This is a genomic window from Bacillus sp. FSL K6-0073, assembly GCF_038006085.1.
Taxonomy (GTDB): Bacteria; Bacillota; Bacilli; order Bacillales; family Bacillaceae_G; genus Bacillus_A; species Bacillus_A cereus.
Map to the genome: position 1 here is coordinate 3,543,566 of NZ_JBBOUN010000001.1, position 16,499 is coordinate 3,560,064.

Here is a 16,499-nt window from a genome sequence, read left to right on the forward strand (position 1 = left end):
TACTAGCGAGAACATCCTCGTATCCTCTTTTAAATCCTTGTCGCGAATAACCGCCAACGCAATAAATACGTTAATTACCAAGCTGACCCACGCTAATATTGTCATTTATTTACCACATCCGTTTACAAGTTCGTCAATACTAACCGGAAACTGTTCTTTAGTTAATTCAAGAACGGCTTTCGCATAGGATTGGATTTCGAGCTGGGCATCGTGTGCTAACCGTTGATTAAGGAAATGAACAACTGATTGTAAACTAGCCGTCCAGTAATAACGTACGTACATTCCGTAAGCTGGTAGGAATAATCGGGCTTGTTCTGCGCAGACTCCACTATCTAACGCGAATTGATAAAGGCGTTCCCCTTCTTCGATGTATTTTTCTAACTCATCCGTAAAAATGAAACCGCCACTTGGAGAGATTAGATTGCCACTGCCTTGCTTGCTATTTTCTGGCGCTTTTCTCCATTCATTTTCTTTTGGGATATAAAACGTAGGTTCTTCCGTTACATAACGTCTACTAGACTCGTTCCAAGCGTCCATTGTATGATCGCTACCGACGATATACTTCCAATGTTGGCGTGCTACCATTAACGGAGCATAAATTTCGAACTGTAACGTAGCGTGTCGAAACGGTGACGTATGTCCTTCTCTTGCTAGGAATTTGATTAAACGGATATCTTTATCGGTTAGTTCCGTTGATTCCTTGTCGTAGCTGACACGAGCGCTATTTACGACAGATAAGTCGCATCCCATTGTATCTACTAATCTAACGTAACCTTTGTCTAGTACATTGATAAACATCTCCATCATTTAACGCCTCCCTTTTCGAAATCAAATTCGAGTTGCTTCGGATACCCTGTACGATCTATGTTGTTAGCCAAATCAATTCCTGCGATAAATCCGTCTGCAATTGTTTCTCCTAATTTGCGTCCATCTATGCAAGTCGTAACTTTAATTTGAGTACCAGTACTTCCGTAACCGCCTTCTCCTCGTTCACTTTCCGATAATTCTTCGACCTCTTCGAATACTGTATGACCAACGGCTGCGATCACACCTTGTGCAATGCGGTCACCTTTTCGAATTTTAATAGCTTCATACTTAATTGGTTTCGTAATATTAAAATCACTATCTCCAGAAAATACTCCTTTTAACAACCTCGGCTGAGACGCATACTCAATGATTGACGCATTGTCTACAATCACTCCGACCTCTCCACGATATCCACTATCGATAGTCCCTAACACAACTCGCAATTTAGTCTTACGAGAAATTCCGCTACGAGGACGTATTTGCATTTCGTAACCGTTAGGGATTTCGAACGCTAATCCAGTTTTAACAACCGCCGTTTCGCCTGGTTCGATGATTACGTTCTCTACCGCTACCAAATCGAAACCGGAATCCCCTGGTTTCGCATACTTCGGAATTACTGCGTCTTCATGCAACCGTTTAACTTTAACCATTTATGCGTCCTCCCTTTGCTTACTTAAGAATTCTTCGATTAATCTAATACGTTGTTCAAATCGTTTTCTTGCGGATTTAATAGGAAATGGTCCGACTCCTTTATGCGTGAGTGACGGAGAGAATACGATTCCTAGTCGGTGAAGTACATATTTCATTCTTTTTCCTCATAAATTACAGGCGCATCAATCCCACCGTAATTATTCATTATCAGAGAAAGCGCATCGAATTCACCTAAATCCTTCTGAGCATCGAATAGCCCATAAAGTTGCTCAAGCGTCATCTCTTTGTACTCAATATTCGTCGGTATCCACCCACTACCTGATCCAATATCAAATCCAACTTTTAAGTTACCGTTTTCTAGTCGACTGATACTCCAACATTCCCAATAATAACAATCTCCTATGTTTTCCGATATTTCATCGCTATTATCGTCAAGAATCTGATTCATCTTTGCTTTAAAAATCTCAAAAGTCATTCCGTTTCCTCCTTCGAAATAATCCCTTTATCGATTAAATATGCTAGTCCTATACCTGCCGCGTCACTTTCATCGAAGGTTTCAAATCCGCCCCACTCAACGTACCGCCTCACGCCAGCCTCGACCTCTTCCTTTTCCGCTCGTCCCTTACCGAGGAGTTTCTTTTTAACGGAAGCCTGTCCAATGCTATCATCGACCTTCAAACCGAAATCATTTAACGCACGATCCACCGCATTCCAAGCGCTAAACACCGTATAATTCGTATGTGGTATTTTACTAGCGAAACCCTCTCGAACTATCAAATCATAGGGCGCGTACTTGCGTATAAATAAGTGCGCCCATGATTCGATTGTCTTGGTACGTAAAGCGATTGGTTCGGTCGATTTCGTTTTAACGTGTGATACATCGATTAGTTTCGGCTTGCCGTTAATTACGTCTATAACTGCGATTCCTGGTGAGCCTAACGAGGTGTCTACCGAAAGAACTCGGTAGACTTTACGTTTACTCATCGTCCTCATTGATGTACTCTAACGGATTAAACCCGCTCCATTCAGTGCCGAGATGTTTCGATACTTCAGAGACAGCTTCCGGTGAAATATCAACTTTCGTAATGTCACCTTCTTCAATTTCTCCGTAAACTTCGCTATGTTTACCTAATACTTCACCGAAATAAGCTTCCTTACCGATTACACTTGATACTTCCTCTTCCGTTGCTACGAATAATCCTTCTAAATATCCACTTCGACCACAATCCCAGTAAAATCTATAAAGATATTTTTTGTTTTCCATTAAATTCCCTCCCGTACTTTATCGATAAACTCCAACGCCCCAATATACGGAGCTTTCTTCGTATCTGATAAACTTGAACGCTTTACACGATTAACCTGCGTCTTAATTTCCCCGTACTCTTCGTCGCTTAACGACTGCGCACATGCCGACTTATAATTGTTAAATGTCCAATGTTCGATATCTAATTTCGGAGGTTGTTTCGACTTAACTGCCGCTACGATACTAGCAAACTTGTCCAAGACTTCGTTACGCATGTCGTCCGTTATCGCAATGCCGAACGCTCTGAAATCCGGATATTTCGCATAATCCCCTTCGTTCATATCCCATGCTTTTTTCGATGCGTTCATATAAAGTACGATGTAATAATTTAAGTCGTACATTAACGAGTAGCATGTAACTTGTTTGACGTGGTCGACGCCAGGTTCGCGCAGTGAATATTCGGAAGTTTTACTGTAGGTAGTCTGCTTCGATTTTATTTCGAGTCCGACGCGTGTAATTACGCCATGCTCATCTGTATATTCTAAAATACCGTCACACGTACCGATTAAAGCGAACTGTTGTTTATTGTGTTCAATTACCTTACGAGTTTTAACGAAATCCTCAAACGCTGGATAACCGTCTTTCGTACGTTCAATTCTGAAACGTGGTTTTTCACCGGTGAACTTTTCGTAATGGCGTTCCGCTAGTAAAATATCACGTTGGATTGCATCTCCGATGTTTGTTCCGATAAATTGCCAACGTCTTTGCCACGGCTTCACTTCGGCCTGATCTCGCGGACTTCGTAATGCCTTTTCGTAAAGCTCCCTCGGGCATGAGTTAGCTGAGGAAGGTGAGAAATACGGTAGGCTTCGATAATCTAAGAACGTACCTTTGCTTAATACTTTCGCATAGCTTTCGTGGAGCCAGATATCCAACGAAGTATCATAAGGCTCTGTGTATGAATGCCATGTTTCGAGGAACTGACGAAATTCCTCTGCGATTTCATAAGCGAATGTTTCCTGCGTGTTCTGACGTAGTAGCTGTGCTGCGTTAGTTTTCGTTACGATAAGTCAACGCCTCCCATTAGTCTTCTTCTATTTTCATTCGTTGTGTTCGTTTGTTTTAATAAATGCAACACGTTTGCGCTTATCTTTCCTTAACAACAATCAATCCCAAAATCTTTCTGCAGCTTTCTTTCCTAAATAAGCGAATAAACTCTTAACAATAAAAACTAACAACCATACAATTGAACTAATCGTAAACACTGTCATATAACTAACATCCAAATTAAATACATAGCTAATAATCCACGCTAGTCCTAGCCAAATAGCTGACCATGTTCCAAATGACAGAATCAGAATTCCTAATATAGCTAACGTAAATACTGCTCCTAGTCCTCTAAACATTCCCTCACTCCTATTAGTCTTGATTTATTAAAACGATTGCTGGTCCTGCTACACGTATACCTCCGACCTCTATCTTTTCGTAAGGCTCGACCTTGACGCTGATTACGCCTTGTCGTCGCTCTAATTCTTCGCTTAATTCTTTCGTTGATACTTGGGATAGATTAATCATTTACGCCCTCCTTTCGGTTTCTTCTCTGTTTCATCTGGTGGAGTACCTACATAAATAGTTGTCGTCACTTCTTTCGGGTAAACTTGTTCAATTTCTGGATTACCGAAATCGCCACCGTCTTGCATTTCCGTTGCTGGTACTTCTTTAGATATTTGATAGTAAACTGATTCGCTATTATGCCAAAAACGATATACTTTAGTTTCATAGTTTGACCAACGTCCACCATCTTCGTATTCAGAGTGAACCGAGGTTCCGTTATTTTCTAAAATATCTGCCTGCTCTTCTGCCGATAATTCGCTAACTTCTTTCTCCCACTCTTCTTTCGTCTTACCAAAAACCTGTTCAGTGTTGTATTCCGCTTCTTGCATAACGATTAATTTTAAAAGTAACGATTCTAACATTTATTTTTCCTCCTTAGGTTTACAATTTTCGAAATCCCAATCTTCCGCCGAATACTCGCTCATCCACTCCGGTTCGATTACCGTATCGCATTCTAGCGGAGTTTCTAGAATGACCGTATTCGTCATAATGTCGTCATACAACGCAATAACTTCAGGTGTTAATTGATCGTTTGGAATCGAATGCTTCATTTCGTCATGTAACGTTAGGTTGAATTCCCAACCTTTCGCAAGAGTACATTCGTAATAACTACGAATCATACAAAGCTGTAATACGTTAGCGCCCGAACCTTGAATCGTATGGTTGAACGCTTGTCGCTCGGCTTTACCTGTCGCTTTGATTAACTCCCAAAACTCCGAACGTTCTTCCCACTTTAACTTTCGTGATTTCTCACCTAGTTTCGGGTCGTTTTTATCTGAAATGCGCGCTTTACGCATGAGTTGATTTAGTCGTTTCCATTGCTCTTTATACTTCGGGAATCTACGTTTCTGTCCCCATAATGTAGCGACCCATCCATGTTGTCGAAGATGTTCAAACGTCGCTTCTACCATCTTTTTAAATCCTGGTAATACTTCATCGAATTTCTTATACGCGGTTGCTGCGTGTTCTTCTGTAATTCCGTATACCTGAACAGACTTATAAAACTGCTCAAAAGCCTGCCCGTATCCTTCCGCTAGGAATAATTGTTTCATTAATTTACGGAATGGTGGTACGGCCTTATCAGTGCCCTTTACTTTTTTGTAATACGATTCCACACAATGTTCTTTTGGTACATCGAACAGTAACGATGCAAATTCCACGTAAGGGTCAAGCCCTTTGCGGAACATAATTGCGAATATCTCATCTCCGAATTCTGTAGCCATACGATGCGCTTGTAATCTTGGTTCAATCGAAGATAAGTCCGAACCAGCAAACATGTATCCCTTTCGAGGAACAAACGTCTTACGCACTCGCAATCCTTCTTCTGAGCGTGAAGGTATGTTCTGTAAATTCGTTCCTTTTTCGACCTGTTCATTACAATCTATTAATCGTTGAATAATATCTAAGAAGTTACTATCTGTAATAGAGCCGGTATAAACGTCGTTGGGTTTTCCTTTGTAACCACTCGAACCATAGCGCCCAGTTGATACCGTTCTAAGTTGCGTATGAATCCGTCCGTCAACATCTAACGCTTTCGGCATCTTCTCGACATAAGTGCCGAGTAACTTGCTATATTTCGAGAAGTCCGCAAGTGGTTTAAGCGATTCTTCTTCCTTGAAATAACGTTCTAGCACATCATTTGAAACCGCCCGTACTTTCTTCTTATCCTTTACGATTTCTTTAGTACGGTCTTTAATACCTAAATGGTCGTATATTAAATACGCTAAATGATCGTTGCTTGATAAATTAAATTCATGTATATAATCCGGAGCGTTCTGCGGAATCGCCTCGGGTAGTTCCTCGTTTTGATACTTATGAATACGAGTCTTTAATTGTTGATATTTCTTAGTCGTTGGATTGGCCGCTTTAATTTCTGCTTGGCACTTAGTTAGCATATCGTTTTGTTTTTCAATACGTTTCTTTTGCGCCTCAATCCACTTGTTAATCTGCTCGCCTTTAATTGCAATCGACATCTTATATAGAAACTCATCGTCAATCTCATACGTTTCAAATAACTTACGTTGTGCCTCACCATGGGCTTCTCCGTACTCAATTTCCAACTTTGAAAGCTCTTCTAAGTTTAATTCGAAGCCAGTACGAACAATCTCCACGTTTACCTCAGGTAAGTATTGACGGATTTCAAAATACGCTTTTGCTAAATCGTCCGTCGCTACTAAGTTATCAATTTGCCATTTCGTTAATAACCAACCTTTGTGTACATCCTTGATGGCGTATATCCCAACAGTTTCAGCATCGTACGGTAACGGTGACCCATTTCCGAATAAATCTTCGAAAGTAAAATCATCCATTTCTAACGCATAGCCACCAATTGCTTTTTTGTACTTCGTGAATAGCGGTTTTAAACCGTATGTTTCTTCGTGATCATATAAGATAAATTGTGCATCCATTGAGTCGAAACGTACACCCGCCGGTTTAAATCCATCGTTACGTAATAAGTTCAAATCGTACTCTGCGTTATGGAACGATTTGATGTGCGCTGCGTCTTCTAAAAACGGCTTAACTACTTCTAATGCCACTGAACGTTTACACTGCTGTTTTTCATTCACATGTCCGTAAGCTACGTAATAACCTTCATTTAATAACGGAAGCCAAAACGAATAACCACCCGTTAAATCAATCATCTTGTCTAATCCGGAAGTCTCCGTATCCCACACCGTCAATGACAGCGCCGAAGGGATTGTGATACCTCGCTCGCTTAACTTACGTCGGATTAATGTATTATCGAATAGTTTGAATGCCTGTTGAAACCATTCGTCAGTACGTTGCAATTCTGTTTCTTTATATAAACGCGAAATCATTTCGCCTAGTTTCGTTTCATTAGTAATAATATGGTAATTACTTGGTTTATTAGCAAGCGTTTGTTGGATACGCTGCTTTCGCAACGCATCCTCACGCTCTTCTTGTACTCGTTGTCCCATTTCTTTAATTTCTTTTTTCGTTAAACGCTTTTCCGATAACCTGCCTATCGCACCGGAAAAGAACGCTTCATGTGCCAGTTTAAATAATGCTACTTCTTTCTCGTCCCATTTACTCGTCTGCCAAACTCGTTGGAACGCTTCTTCAATCGTTTCGGTCGCTTTTTCCTTTCGCTCGACCGCTTTCGCTACCCGTGTTTTCGTTTCTTCAACGGCTTCAGCACCCGGTATTTTTAGATTTAACGTTAACTTCGGCGTCATATTTACCGCCCCGTTTCCTTGCAATTTAATCGATAATAAAACTCTACTACCACTTCGTGACTATCTTCCGCCCACTCTTCGAAACAACGTTTATCGCAAAAATGATTATCTTCACGGTCGTCGTAAACGTGATTATGGTACGGCCCTATTACGGAGCTGCAGTTCTTACAATATTCGAAATGCATGCGCATCAATTAACCTACTGTATCAAAACGTTGTTCTACAGGGACGATTAACTCTACTCTTCCAGGTACAAACCAATTTACGTCGGTACAATCTGGGGTATTCACACGAAACGTTCTACCACCACTTTGTGAAACTTCTCCAATATCTCCTTTATTTAAATGTGAACCGTTTGTATTGTCGGTTACTTTAACGACATCACCGTCCTTAATCTCACCAACCTTACGACCGATAGCCGCCCACTTCTCACGTTCTGCCTTCGCTTTCTTCTCTTCCTCAGTTTCACGAGTAATGTGCTCCGTTTCTTCTTTCGTTAGTGGCTCGAGATCACTACGATAAATTCTCCAAAAATCAGACCCGTCGAGATAATATGCGGAAAACGCATCTGTTTCTTCTGAGTATTCATCAAGTTTTACAACCGTCCCAACCTCAAAGTAATGGCTAGTTGTATTTGCAATAACTCTCGCAAAGTCCCCTTCTTTCAGTAACGCTTGTTTAACTTCAAGTGTTTCTTCATCGGTTGCTTTTACTAGTTCTCGTTCAAAGAATTGCTCGTACGCATCTTCGATTTCATCGTCTTTCTTTATTCCAATCGCTTGATAATCCCATTTTTCGTAAGGAACGTCGGTAATTTTTACGATACTGCCTTTTTCATATACATCTGATTCATTGCCTACTACCCTCGCATAATCACCTATCTTTAACGGCTCATCTTTCGTTGCAGTTGCCGCTTTTACTTCGTCTTCTGTAGCACGTACTAAATCATTTTCATAGTGCCATCCCGCATAACTACCGTCTAAATGTTTAGTGTCAAACGGAACGTTGCTTTCATCATCCTCTGTTACTTTTACAATATCGCCAAATTTAGATTGGCCATTATCATCGTGTGTGATAACCTTCGCATAGTCACCAACCTGTAAACGTTCTGACACCGGCTCACTTGCATTCTCTACTTCGACCGCTTCTTCTGGCATTTCCACCGATGATCTCTGTTCCACTTGCATCTCTTGTAACTTACGAGTAATCTTTTCTAAATCAGACGGAGTACCTTCGAGTTTAGTTCCGTCAGGCAATTCGATTTTTACAGTACCTTCTTTTCCGCCTTCCGCGTCGGTAAGGTTGTCGTTGGTAATTTCGTGGGATTTGCGGAATACTTTATATTCCTCATCAGTAACACTTCGGTCTCTTTCATCGTTATCATCGTCAAGAAATTGCATATCATCATATTCATCCGTGCCGATTACTTGATAAAACGCTCCATACGTTAAATCCATAACACCATCTTCAAGGCACTGAATTAGATCACCTTGTCGCGCTTCTTCTTTCGTAAGCTCGTAAACAAACCCGTTGTATTCCACCGTTTCATTAACCACTTTAACTCCGTCTAATTTAGCCATATTATTATTCCTCCTCGTTTTCTTCGTTATTATTAGATACCTACGATTGCTTTCGCTTCTTCTAACGTTTCACAAAGCCACAACATTTGTTCTTTCCTTTTATATTCATCACGTAATTGTTGACGTGGTTTATCTATAAATTCTTGACGTAATTCACTAAGACGTTTCGAGTAATCCGTAGTATTGTTTCGCCCGTAATTATTTTCACTAATTGAAATGCCTCTGCCCGTTATAATATTTAACTTCTTAATTACTTCTCTTGCCTGCTCTATATGGCTCTCGTATTCTGATTGCCAATCATCGATACCGAATTCTTTATCTACCATTGCTTGAAGCTCTTTTTCTGAAGGAGTCTCAATATTAAATAATTCTTCACGTAATTTTTCGTTTAACATCTCTGTCAGAGCTTTGACGCGTTGTGCGCCTAAAACAGATAATTTACCCATTCTCAACCGCCTCCGTTTCGTTTTCATTTACCGCCGTTAACTCAATCCATCGTTGACTTGCGCTAGTTTCCGTAGCCCAATACTCACGTTGTCCTGCACATTCGAACATGAATACTCGGTCACCTTCGACTCCTGCGATATAGTCGCAATCATCTTTCGTATAAGCTTCGCCGTTACCTTTTTTCGCTTGTACTACTAACGCATCGTCACGATCGTGTCTTACTCGAATTGTTTTTACCTGTATCGTGTACCATTGTTTGTTAATCGGATCACGCGCTACTAAGTCGTAAACCTCCGGGATGAACGAATTCGCTACTTCCCAACCGAGGTTTAAGAGCGCGAGGGCTACTCGTAGTTCCGAGCAACCGCCCTTAATTGTTGTTTCATGCGCCATATACGCTCCCCCTTAGAACGGTAAGTCATCGTCTGAAATATCGATTGGTGTACCTTCGTTGTTTGTGGCCGTTGGCAATTTCGATTTATCGATAGCTTCATCTTCCGCATCTTGTAACAATGCAATGATATCGTCCTCTTCGCGATAATTAGCTAAATCTTCGTAACTGAAGTCCGTACCGATAAACGTTTTAGCCTTTTCGACTTGCTCGTCTGTTGCTTCGCCTGACTCCAACGAGTAAGACTTATCGACTTGTTTAAAGTGAACCGCTTCACCTACTAGTGAATATTGCGGATTAAACTTACGGCCCATCTTTTCTGCTTTGTCGTAATCAGCGATGATGTTGTTAATGTGGAACTCTGCCGTATCAATCACGCGGTAAGTACCGTATTCCAAATCGTACACAGGAATCATTGCGTACATCTTACGTTTCGCTCCGACTTTACATGATGGACATTCCGTTTTACCTGGTTTGAAGTATTGCGTAATGTCTGCGTCTGTTTCACGTGGAGAATGTAAACAGGAATGTTTTCTGAATCGGTGAATCGTACGTTTACCGTCGAATGTTTTATCCTCGTGTACGAAGTAGAAATACCAGTTATCTGGATCAGCCAGTAAGATAAACGTGCGGCCGTCTGCGTTTACTTCGCCGTGTTTCCCCATGCGAACATATCGCGTTACGCCTTCTGGAAAATCGTTGTTACCTCCGTTTTGATTTGCCTCACGTTGTTCCTCACGCTTTTTTAACGTTTCTCTAATACCCATTGAAACAACTCCCTTGTTATAAATTCGAGCTTGGGTGCCTCCCACGCCCGTATTACGCAACTTATCGCTCTTCAGCGATAAACAACCTCTCAAGTTACGCAATACCGACGTGGGGGATACATCGGTAGAAATCAAGAATTTTAGGACGCAACACATCGTGCTGTAATGCCAAACGCCCATATGACGCCACTACCCGTTTACTACATTTAGGGGAAGGAAAGGTTAACGACGGGTAATGACGTTATATCGACATTCGTTAAATTATTTTATACGAATAATACGTAATATCTCGAATGTTGTCGCTAGAATTTACATATAATTAATTTGTAACATACCATGGTAATACTGTATAATTACAGTGAGGTGCATTGTCAGTGTACCTCCGCTTAACTCCTCGTTAAGCAAAAGTATTGCAATTAATCGACCTGCCAAGTCGGTTAGTTGTAAGTACAAAGGGAAGCGTTTTGCCCCCTTCGTACATTAAACAAAATGAGTTAAACTACTTGTCCTATATGCACTGCCTAAGCATATAGAACGTATCTTTACGCAAGGAGATAATCTCGGTAATTACCGAATTGTCTCTCGTCGAAGCGCTTTGCCAGGCGTTCAATTTTGCGTATAACTGTCGAGTGATGTAGCCCCAACATTTTGCCGATTGCCGTCGGCGTTGGAGTTTTATTCTCACTCGACAGGAACGATTCAACGATCGCCGTCGTTGTCTCGTCATTGACCTTGTCTGGGTCTGTAAGGAAGTCGATTAGCTCACGCTGGTCGGCTTCTTTCTTTTTTATAACGTGCTCTTCTAAGTCAAAGTCGTCTTTGAGAGTTTCGAACATTGCCGTGTTCTCATTCTCATCGCTATCTGGCCCATCGTATAATTCGTACTTTCTTCTTGTACGTAACTTCCGTAGTAATGATTTGTAACTGTTACCTAATGATACTGCGAATAGTTTTACGAAATCGCCGCCAACGTTATTTCGCAAACTTTCTAATACCTTTTGTATTACATCGTGGAACAATCCGGTTATATCATGTTCGTTTGCCATGTATGTACTCGTACTCCAATACCGAAGCTTGTCCCGATATACCTCCGATAAGCTAGTGTACAAATCCGTAAAGATGAAATCGTCTCCTGTTCGAAGATAATCGTTTGCCATCTCGTTAATATTCAATTTTTGTTCTTCTTTCACTTCTTATTCCCCCTTACAATAACTATGACGCACAAGCGGCCAAGCCCGCGCACATTTTTTATAATTTTTTTCAAAAGAAATTTTTCGTTTATTGCCAATGTTCAAATTGTAGCATATTACCATGGAATATTTATCAAAGTACACTAAGTACTGGAATTTACACTTTGTATACTTTAGTAAGCATTTAGAAAAACAAAAAAAAGAACGATCAATAAGATCGCTCTTCATAATCTTATTCAATTGCTAATTAACCACCCGGTCTTGTTTCTTGTGAACTGTATTGTTGATTATCTCCTTGTGCATCTACAAATTCATTAAGCGCAAACACTCCTAGAGCTAGAGTCAAAATTGCGGAAACTCCTAATAAAACTTTTTTCAAACTGAATCTCTCCCTTTAAATTGTTAGTTTTAAAATTAGTTAACATTTGAGTCATACCGGAACGATCGCCTCTGTCGTATATTTCTTTCGCTACTAGACTAGAGAAAAAGAAGTTCGAATTTGAAAAGAACCTCTGGAAACATTCGTACAGCCCAAGGATAGATTCTTGATTGCAAGCTCTATACATCAAAAGAAAATCTCTCTCACCTCTCTCCTCAATATAATCGTTAATTAACTTTACATTTTTTCTGTTGTTTTGATACATGACAAGTCTCGCATCTGAATCTATCCCAAGCGGTATACCTAGGTAAATTTTAACATAATCTAGGTTATCTCTGGTTTGTAGAATTAAATTTTTTACATTGACAGATTTGGCGATTTCGTGACTTCTTTGAAGATATTCTAAACATTTATCTTTATCTTCAACTAAGTACGACATCCCTACATAGTATGACGCATCAGAAACTGTTTTCGCGCAAATATTTGCATTAATTATTAGAGATGCATAATGTCTTGCTAAATCTAGTTCATTTCTATGTAGGTAAACTGGAGCTAAAATTTCAGCTAATCTATGAAGATAGCATTCTTTGATAAATAACTTTCGACTGTCACTTAAATTCTTAATCATTTCTTCTACCTCTAAAGCGAGATCCAACATAAGGTGAATCTTTTTTTGTGCAAAATGATCATAACACTTAAGTATGTTAATCAAAATCGCAAGCGTACCATCTTCAGTATTTTCAATCTTTTTTAAATGTTCTATTATTTCATAACCTTCTATATCATAATTCATGTATTTATAGATAATTTTATAAACATCTATATAATCTCCTACAATACCAGTTTCTTTTTTGTGTTTCTTAATTAGTTTTTTTAGTAAATTTACATTCCGCGTTATTGCTGCATATTCTAGACTCTGTTGGATTGACTCTGCTGAATCTAATTGCAGGCACCAATCCTCCATCCTCTCACGTTGCTTCTCTGGAAATAGATAATAGGAGAGTCTCAAGAGTTTTCTAAACCCTATGGTACCATCCTTCTTAAACTTAGACATACATTGCTTTGACGCCTCGATTTGTTCACCTACACTTGAAAATGTTAAATCGTCTCTATCATTTATAAAATCGCATATCTCTCTGTGAAACCCCGGCACTTGAAAACCCTCCTATGCTGTATAAGAAAATTTTGGTATAATGTAATTATAATTCTAATGTTTACTTTTGTAAACAGAGAATGGGTTGAGAAACTTTTTTTAAGGACGTGTTAAAATGATTGACTACTCTCCGTTGCATGAGACACTAAAAGAGAAAGAGATGGTAATTAGTGATCTCCGCGGTACCATTCTAAACGCAAGAACTATTGCCAATATTAACAAAGGGATGTCTGTAAATTTGAGTACAATAGAAGAAATCTGTCTACATCTAGACGTACCTATAGAAAAAGTAGTTAAAATTATAAACATTCAAGAATAATAGTTTCAAAGCCTCCGATTTAAGAAAGGAGGTGGTTAAATCGTTTAAAGTCGGAAGGTGCCGTATTCCCGAACTATGTAAAAAGAACGGCATTACACAAGCTGAACTCGCACTAAAAGTTGGTATTACACCGCAATCCATAACGGATTATGTCAGCCTGCGTAATTTGCCGAATGTAGAAAGAGCACGTAATATTGCCGCTAAACTACATTGTGACATCGAAGAATTATACGAATGGGAAACGGAATAACATCTATTTACCGGGAAGGTTTCGTATCTTCCCTCCGACCGTCACTACGTGAATTCACGTATATCAATTTTAATCGAACTGGCTCCGCATTATCAACTACAGATATCAACGAGTCCCTTCCGTCTTTTATCAACGCTTCATTCGCATCCTTATACCCACGAACAAATCCATTTGTCAAGCGTATTTTGCCGTTTAAATATTTCTCAAGTTCTTTTCGAAGTTTCTCGCCTGCTAGATCGTTATCCGCTACGATAACTAATTCTTCTATTGGCGACTTTAATAATTGATCTGCCTTACTTTGGTTAAACGACGAGCCTCCGTTTGCCAATCCGAAAACCCCAGCCGTCATAAACGACATCGCATCTATTTCCGCTTCACAATATACTGCACGTTTAATATTTCGTCTATAAGCAAGATGTAGTCCGTATATTAAATCTCCAATTGGCTTTCCATCCTTTTCGTACCAAAAGACTTTCGAAGAAACCTTCCGATACTTTATATTCACCAATCTACCGTTTGTATCAAACCACGGAATTACAACCGCCTGCCTAAAACGGTCGTAACCGATCTTCATTTGCCTTTGCACCTCTTCACTAATACCTCGTTGTCCTAAATACGGATGACGATAAGCGTACTCTTGCAACCGACCAAAATCGAGGGGATTACGTCTGCTTTCAATCCGGAGTTTCGGCGGCTTGAGTATGAGATTGTCGTAACTATATTCCACACCGTACATTTCGAGTAGATACTCTTCCGTTTCTTCATACGTCTCATTTCGCAAGTAAGATAACAATCTGGTAAAGTTGCCGCTTTCCCACTCGTTATCAAATGCGCCTGAATCTTTCCATGTACCTGCGTAATCTCCATCTAAGTTGACGAAGAAGCTCGGCGTGTGTTCATATCGAAACGGACTTGCCGCAATCAGTTTATCGTAGGACCATCGTTCGTTAGTCCAAGAAAACTGCCGAAGTTCATATTCGATGTCTACATTTACGTCTTGCCCACGTATCTGAATACTTGACAAGGTGATCCACCTACCGTTCTTTTAATTTAAAATACCGAAGTGAATTGCTTCGCCGCTTGTTCGCCGGTTTCCATTTCCTTAATTACACCAATCTGCGGCATGTAAATAATTTCAGCGCTTTCCCCTTCACCGCCGTCACGACCTTTATTAATACCGATCATACCTCGTCCTTGTTTTGCGTCAGTATCAACCGCTATCAATAACGCCGCGTCCTCTAAGAGCGCTTTTGTTTTCTTTACCTCGCTACGTTTTGGTAAGCGTAATTCTCGTTGACCATCTTCGTCCTCATTATTATCGACCTCATCCGCTTGTGTAATAGCGAACATAACCACGCCTGTCTTACCGGCTAATCGACGTAACTTCTTCGATGTTTCAGCCGCATCGCCACCAGCCGTTTTAGACGTGTTCTTTTCGTAGTCTAGATAATAGAACGGATCGACAATTACTACATCTGCATTCGTCTCAGTTATATCTACTTCTAACTGTCGTAAATCCCTTCGGTGAAAATCGTCATCATCTACGCCTCGTACGATAATATTACCAGGTAGAATTTCGTTGATATTCGCTAAGAACGTTTTAAATCCTTGTTCAAATTCTTCTGATAGTTTACCATGACGGATTTCCTTCGAATCAAAACCGGCTTCTAAATTTATACCGTCTAGTTCGGCTACAGTCGCTCCAATACGAGAAGAAATCGATGTATACAAACGTACCATTCCCTCGAACCATCCCATTTCCATTAACCAAATAAGTACGTTCGCACCTTGGAACGCCATCTCTACACCCTCTTCGATAGTCGTTGCGGATTTACCCCGTCCTGACTTTCCGTAGATTGTATAGACGTTTGAAGAAACATAGCCACCAATCGCCTTATTGATGAATGGAAAACGTGAGTGCCAAATGCGATATGAATCACCCTTTTTACGCCGTTCGTATTCTTCTAGAAATTTAGGCGCATCAGCTTTTAAACTTGTTCCCACTTTATCTCGAACGTTTGTTCTTATTATAACTCCGTCGACTTTTTCTCGCAACCATTCAAGGAAAGAATTTCCGTCTAGTTGTTCGAATTGGCCCGGCGCTTCGTTTTGTAGTAATCCCATCACTTCAATCTTCGCAGAATAGGATTTTATTTGCTTCGTTAAATACTCGAAACTATCCTCGACATTTGGGACGTATGTGAAGCCGTCGACTTCTGCTACTAGCGTACGGAAGTCTGGGACACGCCCTCGATTAGTATCTACGTAATCTTTAATAAAACGGTATGCTTTACGCTCCGCTTCTGTAACAAAATCTCGTTCTGTTACATGGTTTAATTGTATAGGATTAGCGGTATCTACCACTTTCGATAAAAGCATTTCTCCGTAGTTCATTAACTACACCTCCAATATATTGTTTGTTGAGCGGTTTTTATTTGGTTACCAAAGATCGTTTATATTTAATAGTTTACAAAAAATATTAATACTTGTATTTCAACAATTTTAAAATGA

At 40.1% G+C, this 16,499-nt stretch carries 21 protein-coding genes and 1 pseudogene; 2 read left to right on the forward strand and 20 right to left on the reverse strand.

Annotated features, from left to right (window positions below; all coding sequences use genetic code 11):
• Nucleotides 1–105: 105 nt before the first annotated feature.
• The 18 genes and pseudogenes from thyX to MHB52_RS18285 all read right to left on the reverse strand — a co-directional run bounded on the left by thyX (nt 106) and on the right by MHB52_RS18285 (nt 13,419).
• Nucleotides 106–804, reverse strand: a complete 699-nt coding sequence (thyX, locus tag MHB52_RS18200; RefSeq protein WP_061664082.1) for an FAD-dependent thymidylate synthase — start codon at nt 802–804, stop codon at nt 106–108.
• Nucleotides 805–953: 149 nt separating this feature from the next.
• Nucleotides 954–1,457, reverse strand: a pseudogene (locus MHB52_RS18205) (dUTP diphosphatase); the annotation flags it as partial.
• Nucleotides 1,458–1,613, reverse strand: a complete 156-nt coding sequence (locus tag MHB52_RS18210; RefSeq protein WP_172797032.1) for a hypothetical protein — start codon at nt 1,611–1,613, stop codon at nt 1,458–1,460. It lies immediately after the preceding pseudogene.
• Nucleotides 1,610–1,933: a hypothetical protein gene (locus tag MHB52_RS18215; RefSeq protein WP_061664052.1), complete on the reverse strand. Its 324-nt coding sequence runs from the start codon at nt 1,931–1,933 to the stop codon at nt 1,610–1,612. The genes MHB52_RS18210 and MHB52_RS18215 overlap by 4 nt, the downstream gene beginning before the upstream one ends.
• On the reverse strand, nt 1,930–2,451 hold the full coding sequence (locus MHB52_RS18220; RefSeq protein WP_340767767.1) for a crossover junction endodeoxyribonuclease RuvC: 522 nt from the start codon (nt 2,449–2,451) through the stop codon (nt 1,930–1,932). Before MHB52_RS18220 ends, MHB52_RS18215 begins: the two co-directional genes overlap by 4 nt.
• The gene (locus tag MHB52_RS18225; protein ID WP_061664054.1) at nt 2,435–2,722 is read right to left on the reverse strand and encodes a hypothetical protein; all 288 of its coding nucleotides are present in this window, start codon (nt 2,720–2,722) and stop codon (nt 2,435–2,437) included. Before MHB52_RS18225 ends, MHB52_RS18220 begins: the two co-directional genes overlap by 17 nt.
• A complete protein-coding gene (locus tag MHB52_RS18230; protein ID WP_431519947.1) occupies nt 2,722–3,636 on the reverse strand; it encodes a hypothetical protein in 915 nt (304 codons plus the stop codon). The genes MHB52_RS18225 and MHB52_RS18230 overlap by 1 nt, the downstream gene beginning before the upstream one ends.
• A gap of 231 nt (nt 3,637–3,867) precedes the next feature.
• The gene (locus tag MHB52_RS18235; RefSeq protein WP_061664056.1) at nt 3,868–4,107 is read right to left on the reverse strand and encodes a hypothetical protein; all 240 of its coding nucleotides are present in this window, start codon (nt 4,105–4,107) and stop codon (nt 3,868–3,870) included.
• Nucleotides 4,108–4,120: 13 nt separating this feature from the next.
• A complete protein-coding gene (locus tag MHB52_RS18240) occupies nt 4,121–4,276 on the reverse strand; it encodes a BC1881 family protein (protein WP_061664057.1) in 156 nt (51 codons plus the stop codon).
• Complete coding sequence (locus MHB52_RS18245; RefSeq protein ID WP_061664058.1) at nt 4,273–4,677, reverse strand: hypothetical protein; 405 nt, start codon at nt 4,675–4,677, stop codon at nt 4,273–4,275. The genes MHB52_RS18240 and MHB52_RS18245 overlap by 4 nt, the downstream gene beginning before the upstream one ends.
• Nucleotides 4,678–7,512 carry a DNA polymerase gene (locus tag MHB52_RS18250; RefSeq protein WP_061664059.1) on the reverse strand — a complete coding sequence of 945 codons (2,835 nt, stop codon included), beginning with the start codon at nt 7,510–7,512 and terminating at the stop codon, nt 4,678–4,680. It lies immediately after the preceding gene.
• Nucleotides 7,513–7,514: 2 nt separating this feature from the next.
• The gene (locus MHB52_RS18255) at nt 7,515–7,703 is read right to left on the reverse strand and encodes a hypothetical protein (RefSeq protein ID WP_154698672.1); all 189 of its coding nucleotides are present in this window, start codon (nt 7,701–7,703) and stop codon (nt 7,515–7,517) included.
• A gap of 3 nt (nt 7,704–7,706) precedes the next feature.
• The gene (locus MHB52_RS18260; protein ID WP_061664060.1) at nt 7,707–9,092 is read right to left on the reverse strand and encodes a hypothetical protein; all 1,386 of its coding nucleotides are present in this window, start codon (nt 9,090–9,092) and stop codon (nt 7,707–7,709) included.
• 32 nt (nt 9,093–9,124) lie between these two features.
• Nucleotides 9,125–9,538, reverse strand: coding sequence for a hypothetical protein (locus tag MHB52_RS18265; protein ID WP_061664061.1), 414 nt, complete (start codon nt 9,536–9,538; stop codon nt 9,125–9,127).
• On the reverse strand, nt 9,531–9,932 hold the full coding sequence (locus MHB52_RS18270; RefSeq protein WP_061664062.1) for a hypothetical protein: 402 nt from the start codon (nt 9,930–9,932) through the stop codon (nt 9,531–9,533). Before MHB52_RS18270 ends, MHB52_RS18265 begins: the two co-directional genes overlap by 8 nt.
• A 12-nt stretch (nt 9,933–9,944) precedes the next feature.
• Nucleotides 9,945–10,697, reverse strand: coding sequence for a hypothetical protein (locus MHB52_RS18275; RefSeq protein ID WP_061664063.1), 753 nt, complete (start codon nt 10,695–10,697; stop codon nt 9,945–9,947).
• Nucleotides 10,698–11,239: 542 nt separating this feature from the next.
• A complete protein-coding gene (locus MHB52_RS18280) occupies nt 11,240–11,887 on the reverse strand; it encodes a hypothetical protein (protein ID WP_061664064.1) in 648 nt (215 codons plus the stop codon).
• A gap of 314 nt (nt 11,888–12,201) precedes the next feature.
• Complete coding sequence (locus tag MHB52_RS18285) at nt 12,202–13,419, reverse strand: AimR family lysis-lysogeny pheromone receptor (protein WP_061664065.1); 1,218 nt, start codon at nt 13,417–13,419, stop codon at nt 12,202–12,204.
• Nucleotides 13,420–13,534: 115 nt separating this feature from the next.
• Between MHB52_RS18285 and MHB52_RS18290 the strand changes: the two genes are divergently transcribed.
• Together MHB52_RS18290 and MHB52_RS18295 are read left to right on the forward strand one after the other, a co-directional pair.
• A complete protein-coding gene (locus MHB52_RS18290; RefSeq protein WP_000568403.1) occupies nt 13,535–13,738 on the forward strand; it encodes a helix-turn-helix domain-containing protein in 204 nt (67 codons plus the stop codon).
• A 31-nt stretch (nt 13,739–13,769) separates the two neighbouring features.
• Nucleotides 13,770–13,988, forward strand: coding sequence for a helix-turn-helix transcriptional regulator (locus MHB52_RS18295; protein ID WP_042867551.1), 219 nt, complete (start codon nt 13,770–13,772; stop codon nt 13,986–13,988).
• A gap of 7 nt (nt 13,989–13,995) precedes the next feature.
• On the opposite strand, the gene MHB52_RS18300 is transcribed toward MHB52_RS18295, so the two are convergent.
• The gene (locus tag MHB52_RS18300) at nt 13,996–15,012 is read right to left on the reverse strand and encodes a toprim domain-containing protein (protein WP_061664066.1); all 1,017 of its coding nucleotides are present in this window, start codon (nt 15,010–15,012) and stop codon (nt 13,996–13,998) included.
• Nucleotides 15,013–15,038: 26 nt separating this feature from the next.
• Nucleotides 15,039–16,382 carry a DnaB-like helicase C-terminal domain-containing protein gene (locus tag MHB52_RS18305; protein ID WP_061664067.1) on the reverse strand — a complete coding sequence of 448 codons (1,344 nt, stop codon included), beginning with the start codon at nt 16,380–16,382 and terminating at the stop codon, nt 15,039–15,041.
• Nucleotides 16,383–16,499: the final 117 nt, after the last annotated feature.

Excerpts from the sequence above, each read along its gene's own strand:
- MHB52_RS18245 (WP_061664058.1), bottom strand. The coding sequence starts at position 4,677 with ATGTTAGAATCGTTACTTTTAAAATTAATCGTTATGCAAGAAGCGGAA.
- MHB52_RS18225 (WP_061664054.1), bottom strand. The coding sequence starts at position 2,722 with ATGGAAAACAAAAAATATCTTTATAGATTTTACTGGGATTGTGGTCGA.
- MHB52_RS18255 (WP_154698672.1), bottom strand. The coding sequence starts at position 7,703 with ATGCGCATGCATTTCGAATATTGTAAGAACTGCAGCTCCGTAATAGGG.
- MHB52_RS18290 (WP_000568403.1), top strand. The coding sequence starts at position 13,535 with ATGATTGACTACTCTCCGTTGCATGAGACACTAAAAGAGAAAGAGATG.
- MHB52_RS18250 (WP_061664059.1), bottom strand. The coding sequence starts at position 7,512 with ATGACGCCGAAGTTAACGTTAAATCTAAAAATACCGGGTGCTGAAGCC.
- MHB52_RS18240 (WP_061664057.1), bottom strand. The coding sequence starts at position 4,276 with ATGATTAATCTATCCCAAGTATCAACGAAAGAATTAAGCGAAGAATTA.
- MHB52_RS18215 (WP_061664052.1), bottom strand. The coding sequence starts at position 1,933 with ATGACTTTTGAGATTTTTAAAGCAAAGATGAATCAGATTCTTGACGAT.
- MHB52_RS18235 (WP_061664056.1), bottom strand. The coding sequence starts at position 4,107 with ATGTTTAGAGGACTAGGAGCAGTATTTACGTTAGCTATATTAGGAATT.
- MHB52_RS18275 (WP_061664063.1), bottom strand. The coding sequence starts at position 10,697 with ATGGGTATTAGAGAAACGTTAAAAAAGCGTGAGGAACAACGTGAGGCA.
- MHB52_RS18210 (WP_172797032.1), bottom strand. The coding sequence starts at position 1,613 with ATGAAATATGTACTTCACCGACTAGGAATCGTATTCTCTCCGTCACTC.
- MHB52_RS18305 (WP_061664067.1), bottom strand. The coding sequence starts at position 16,382 with ATGAACTACGGAGAAATGCTTTTATCGAAAGTGGTAGATACCGCTAAT.
- MHB52_RS18220 (WP_340767767.1), bottom strand. The coding sequence starts at position 2,451 with ATGAGGACGATGAGTAAACGTAAAGTCTACCGAGTTCTTTCGGTAGAC.
- MHB52_RS18260 (WP_061664060.1), bottom strand. The coding sequence starts at position 9,092 with ATGGCTAAATTAGACGGAGTTAAAGTGGTTAATGAAACGGTGGAATAC.
- thyX (WP_061664082.1), bottom strand. The coding sequence starts at position 804 with ATGGAGATGTTTATCAATGTACTAGACAAAGGTTACGTTAGATTAGTA.
- MHB52_RS18265 (WP_061664061.1), bottom strand. The coding sequence starts at position 9,538 with ATGGGTAAATTATCTGTTTTAGGCGCACAACGCGTCAAAGCTCTGACA.
- MHB52_RS18270 (WP_061664062.1), bottom strand. The coding sequence starts at position 9,932 with ATGGCGCATGAAACAACAATTAAGGGCGGTTGCTCGGAACTACGAGTA.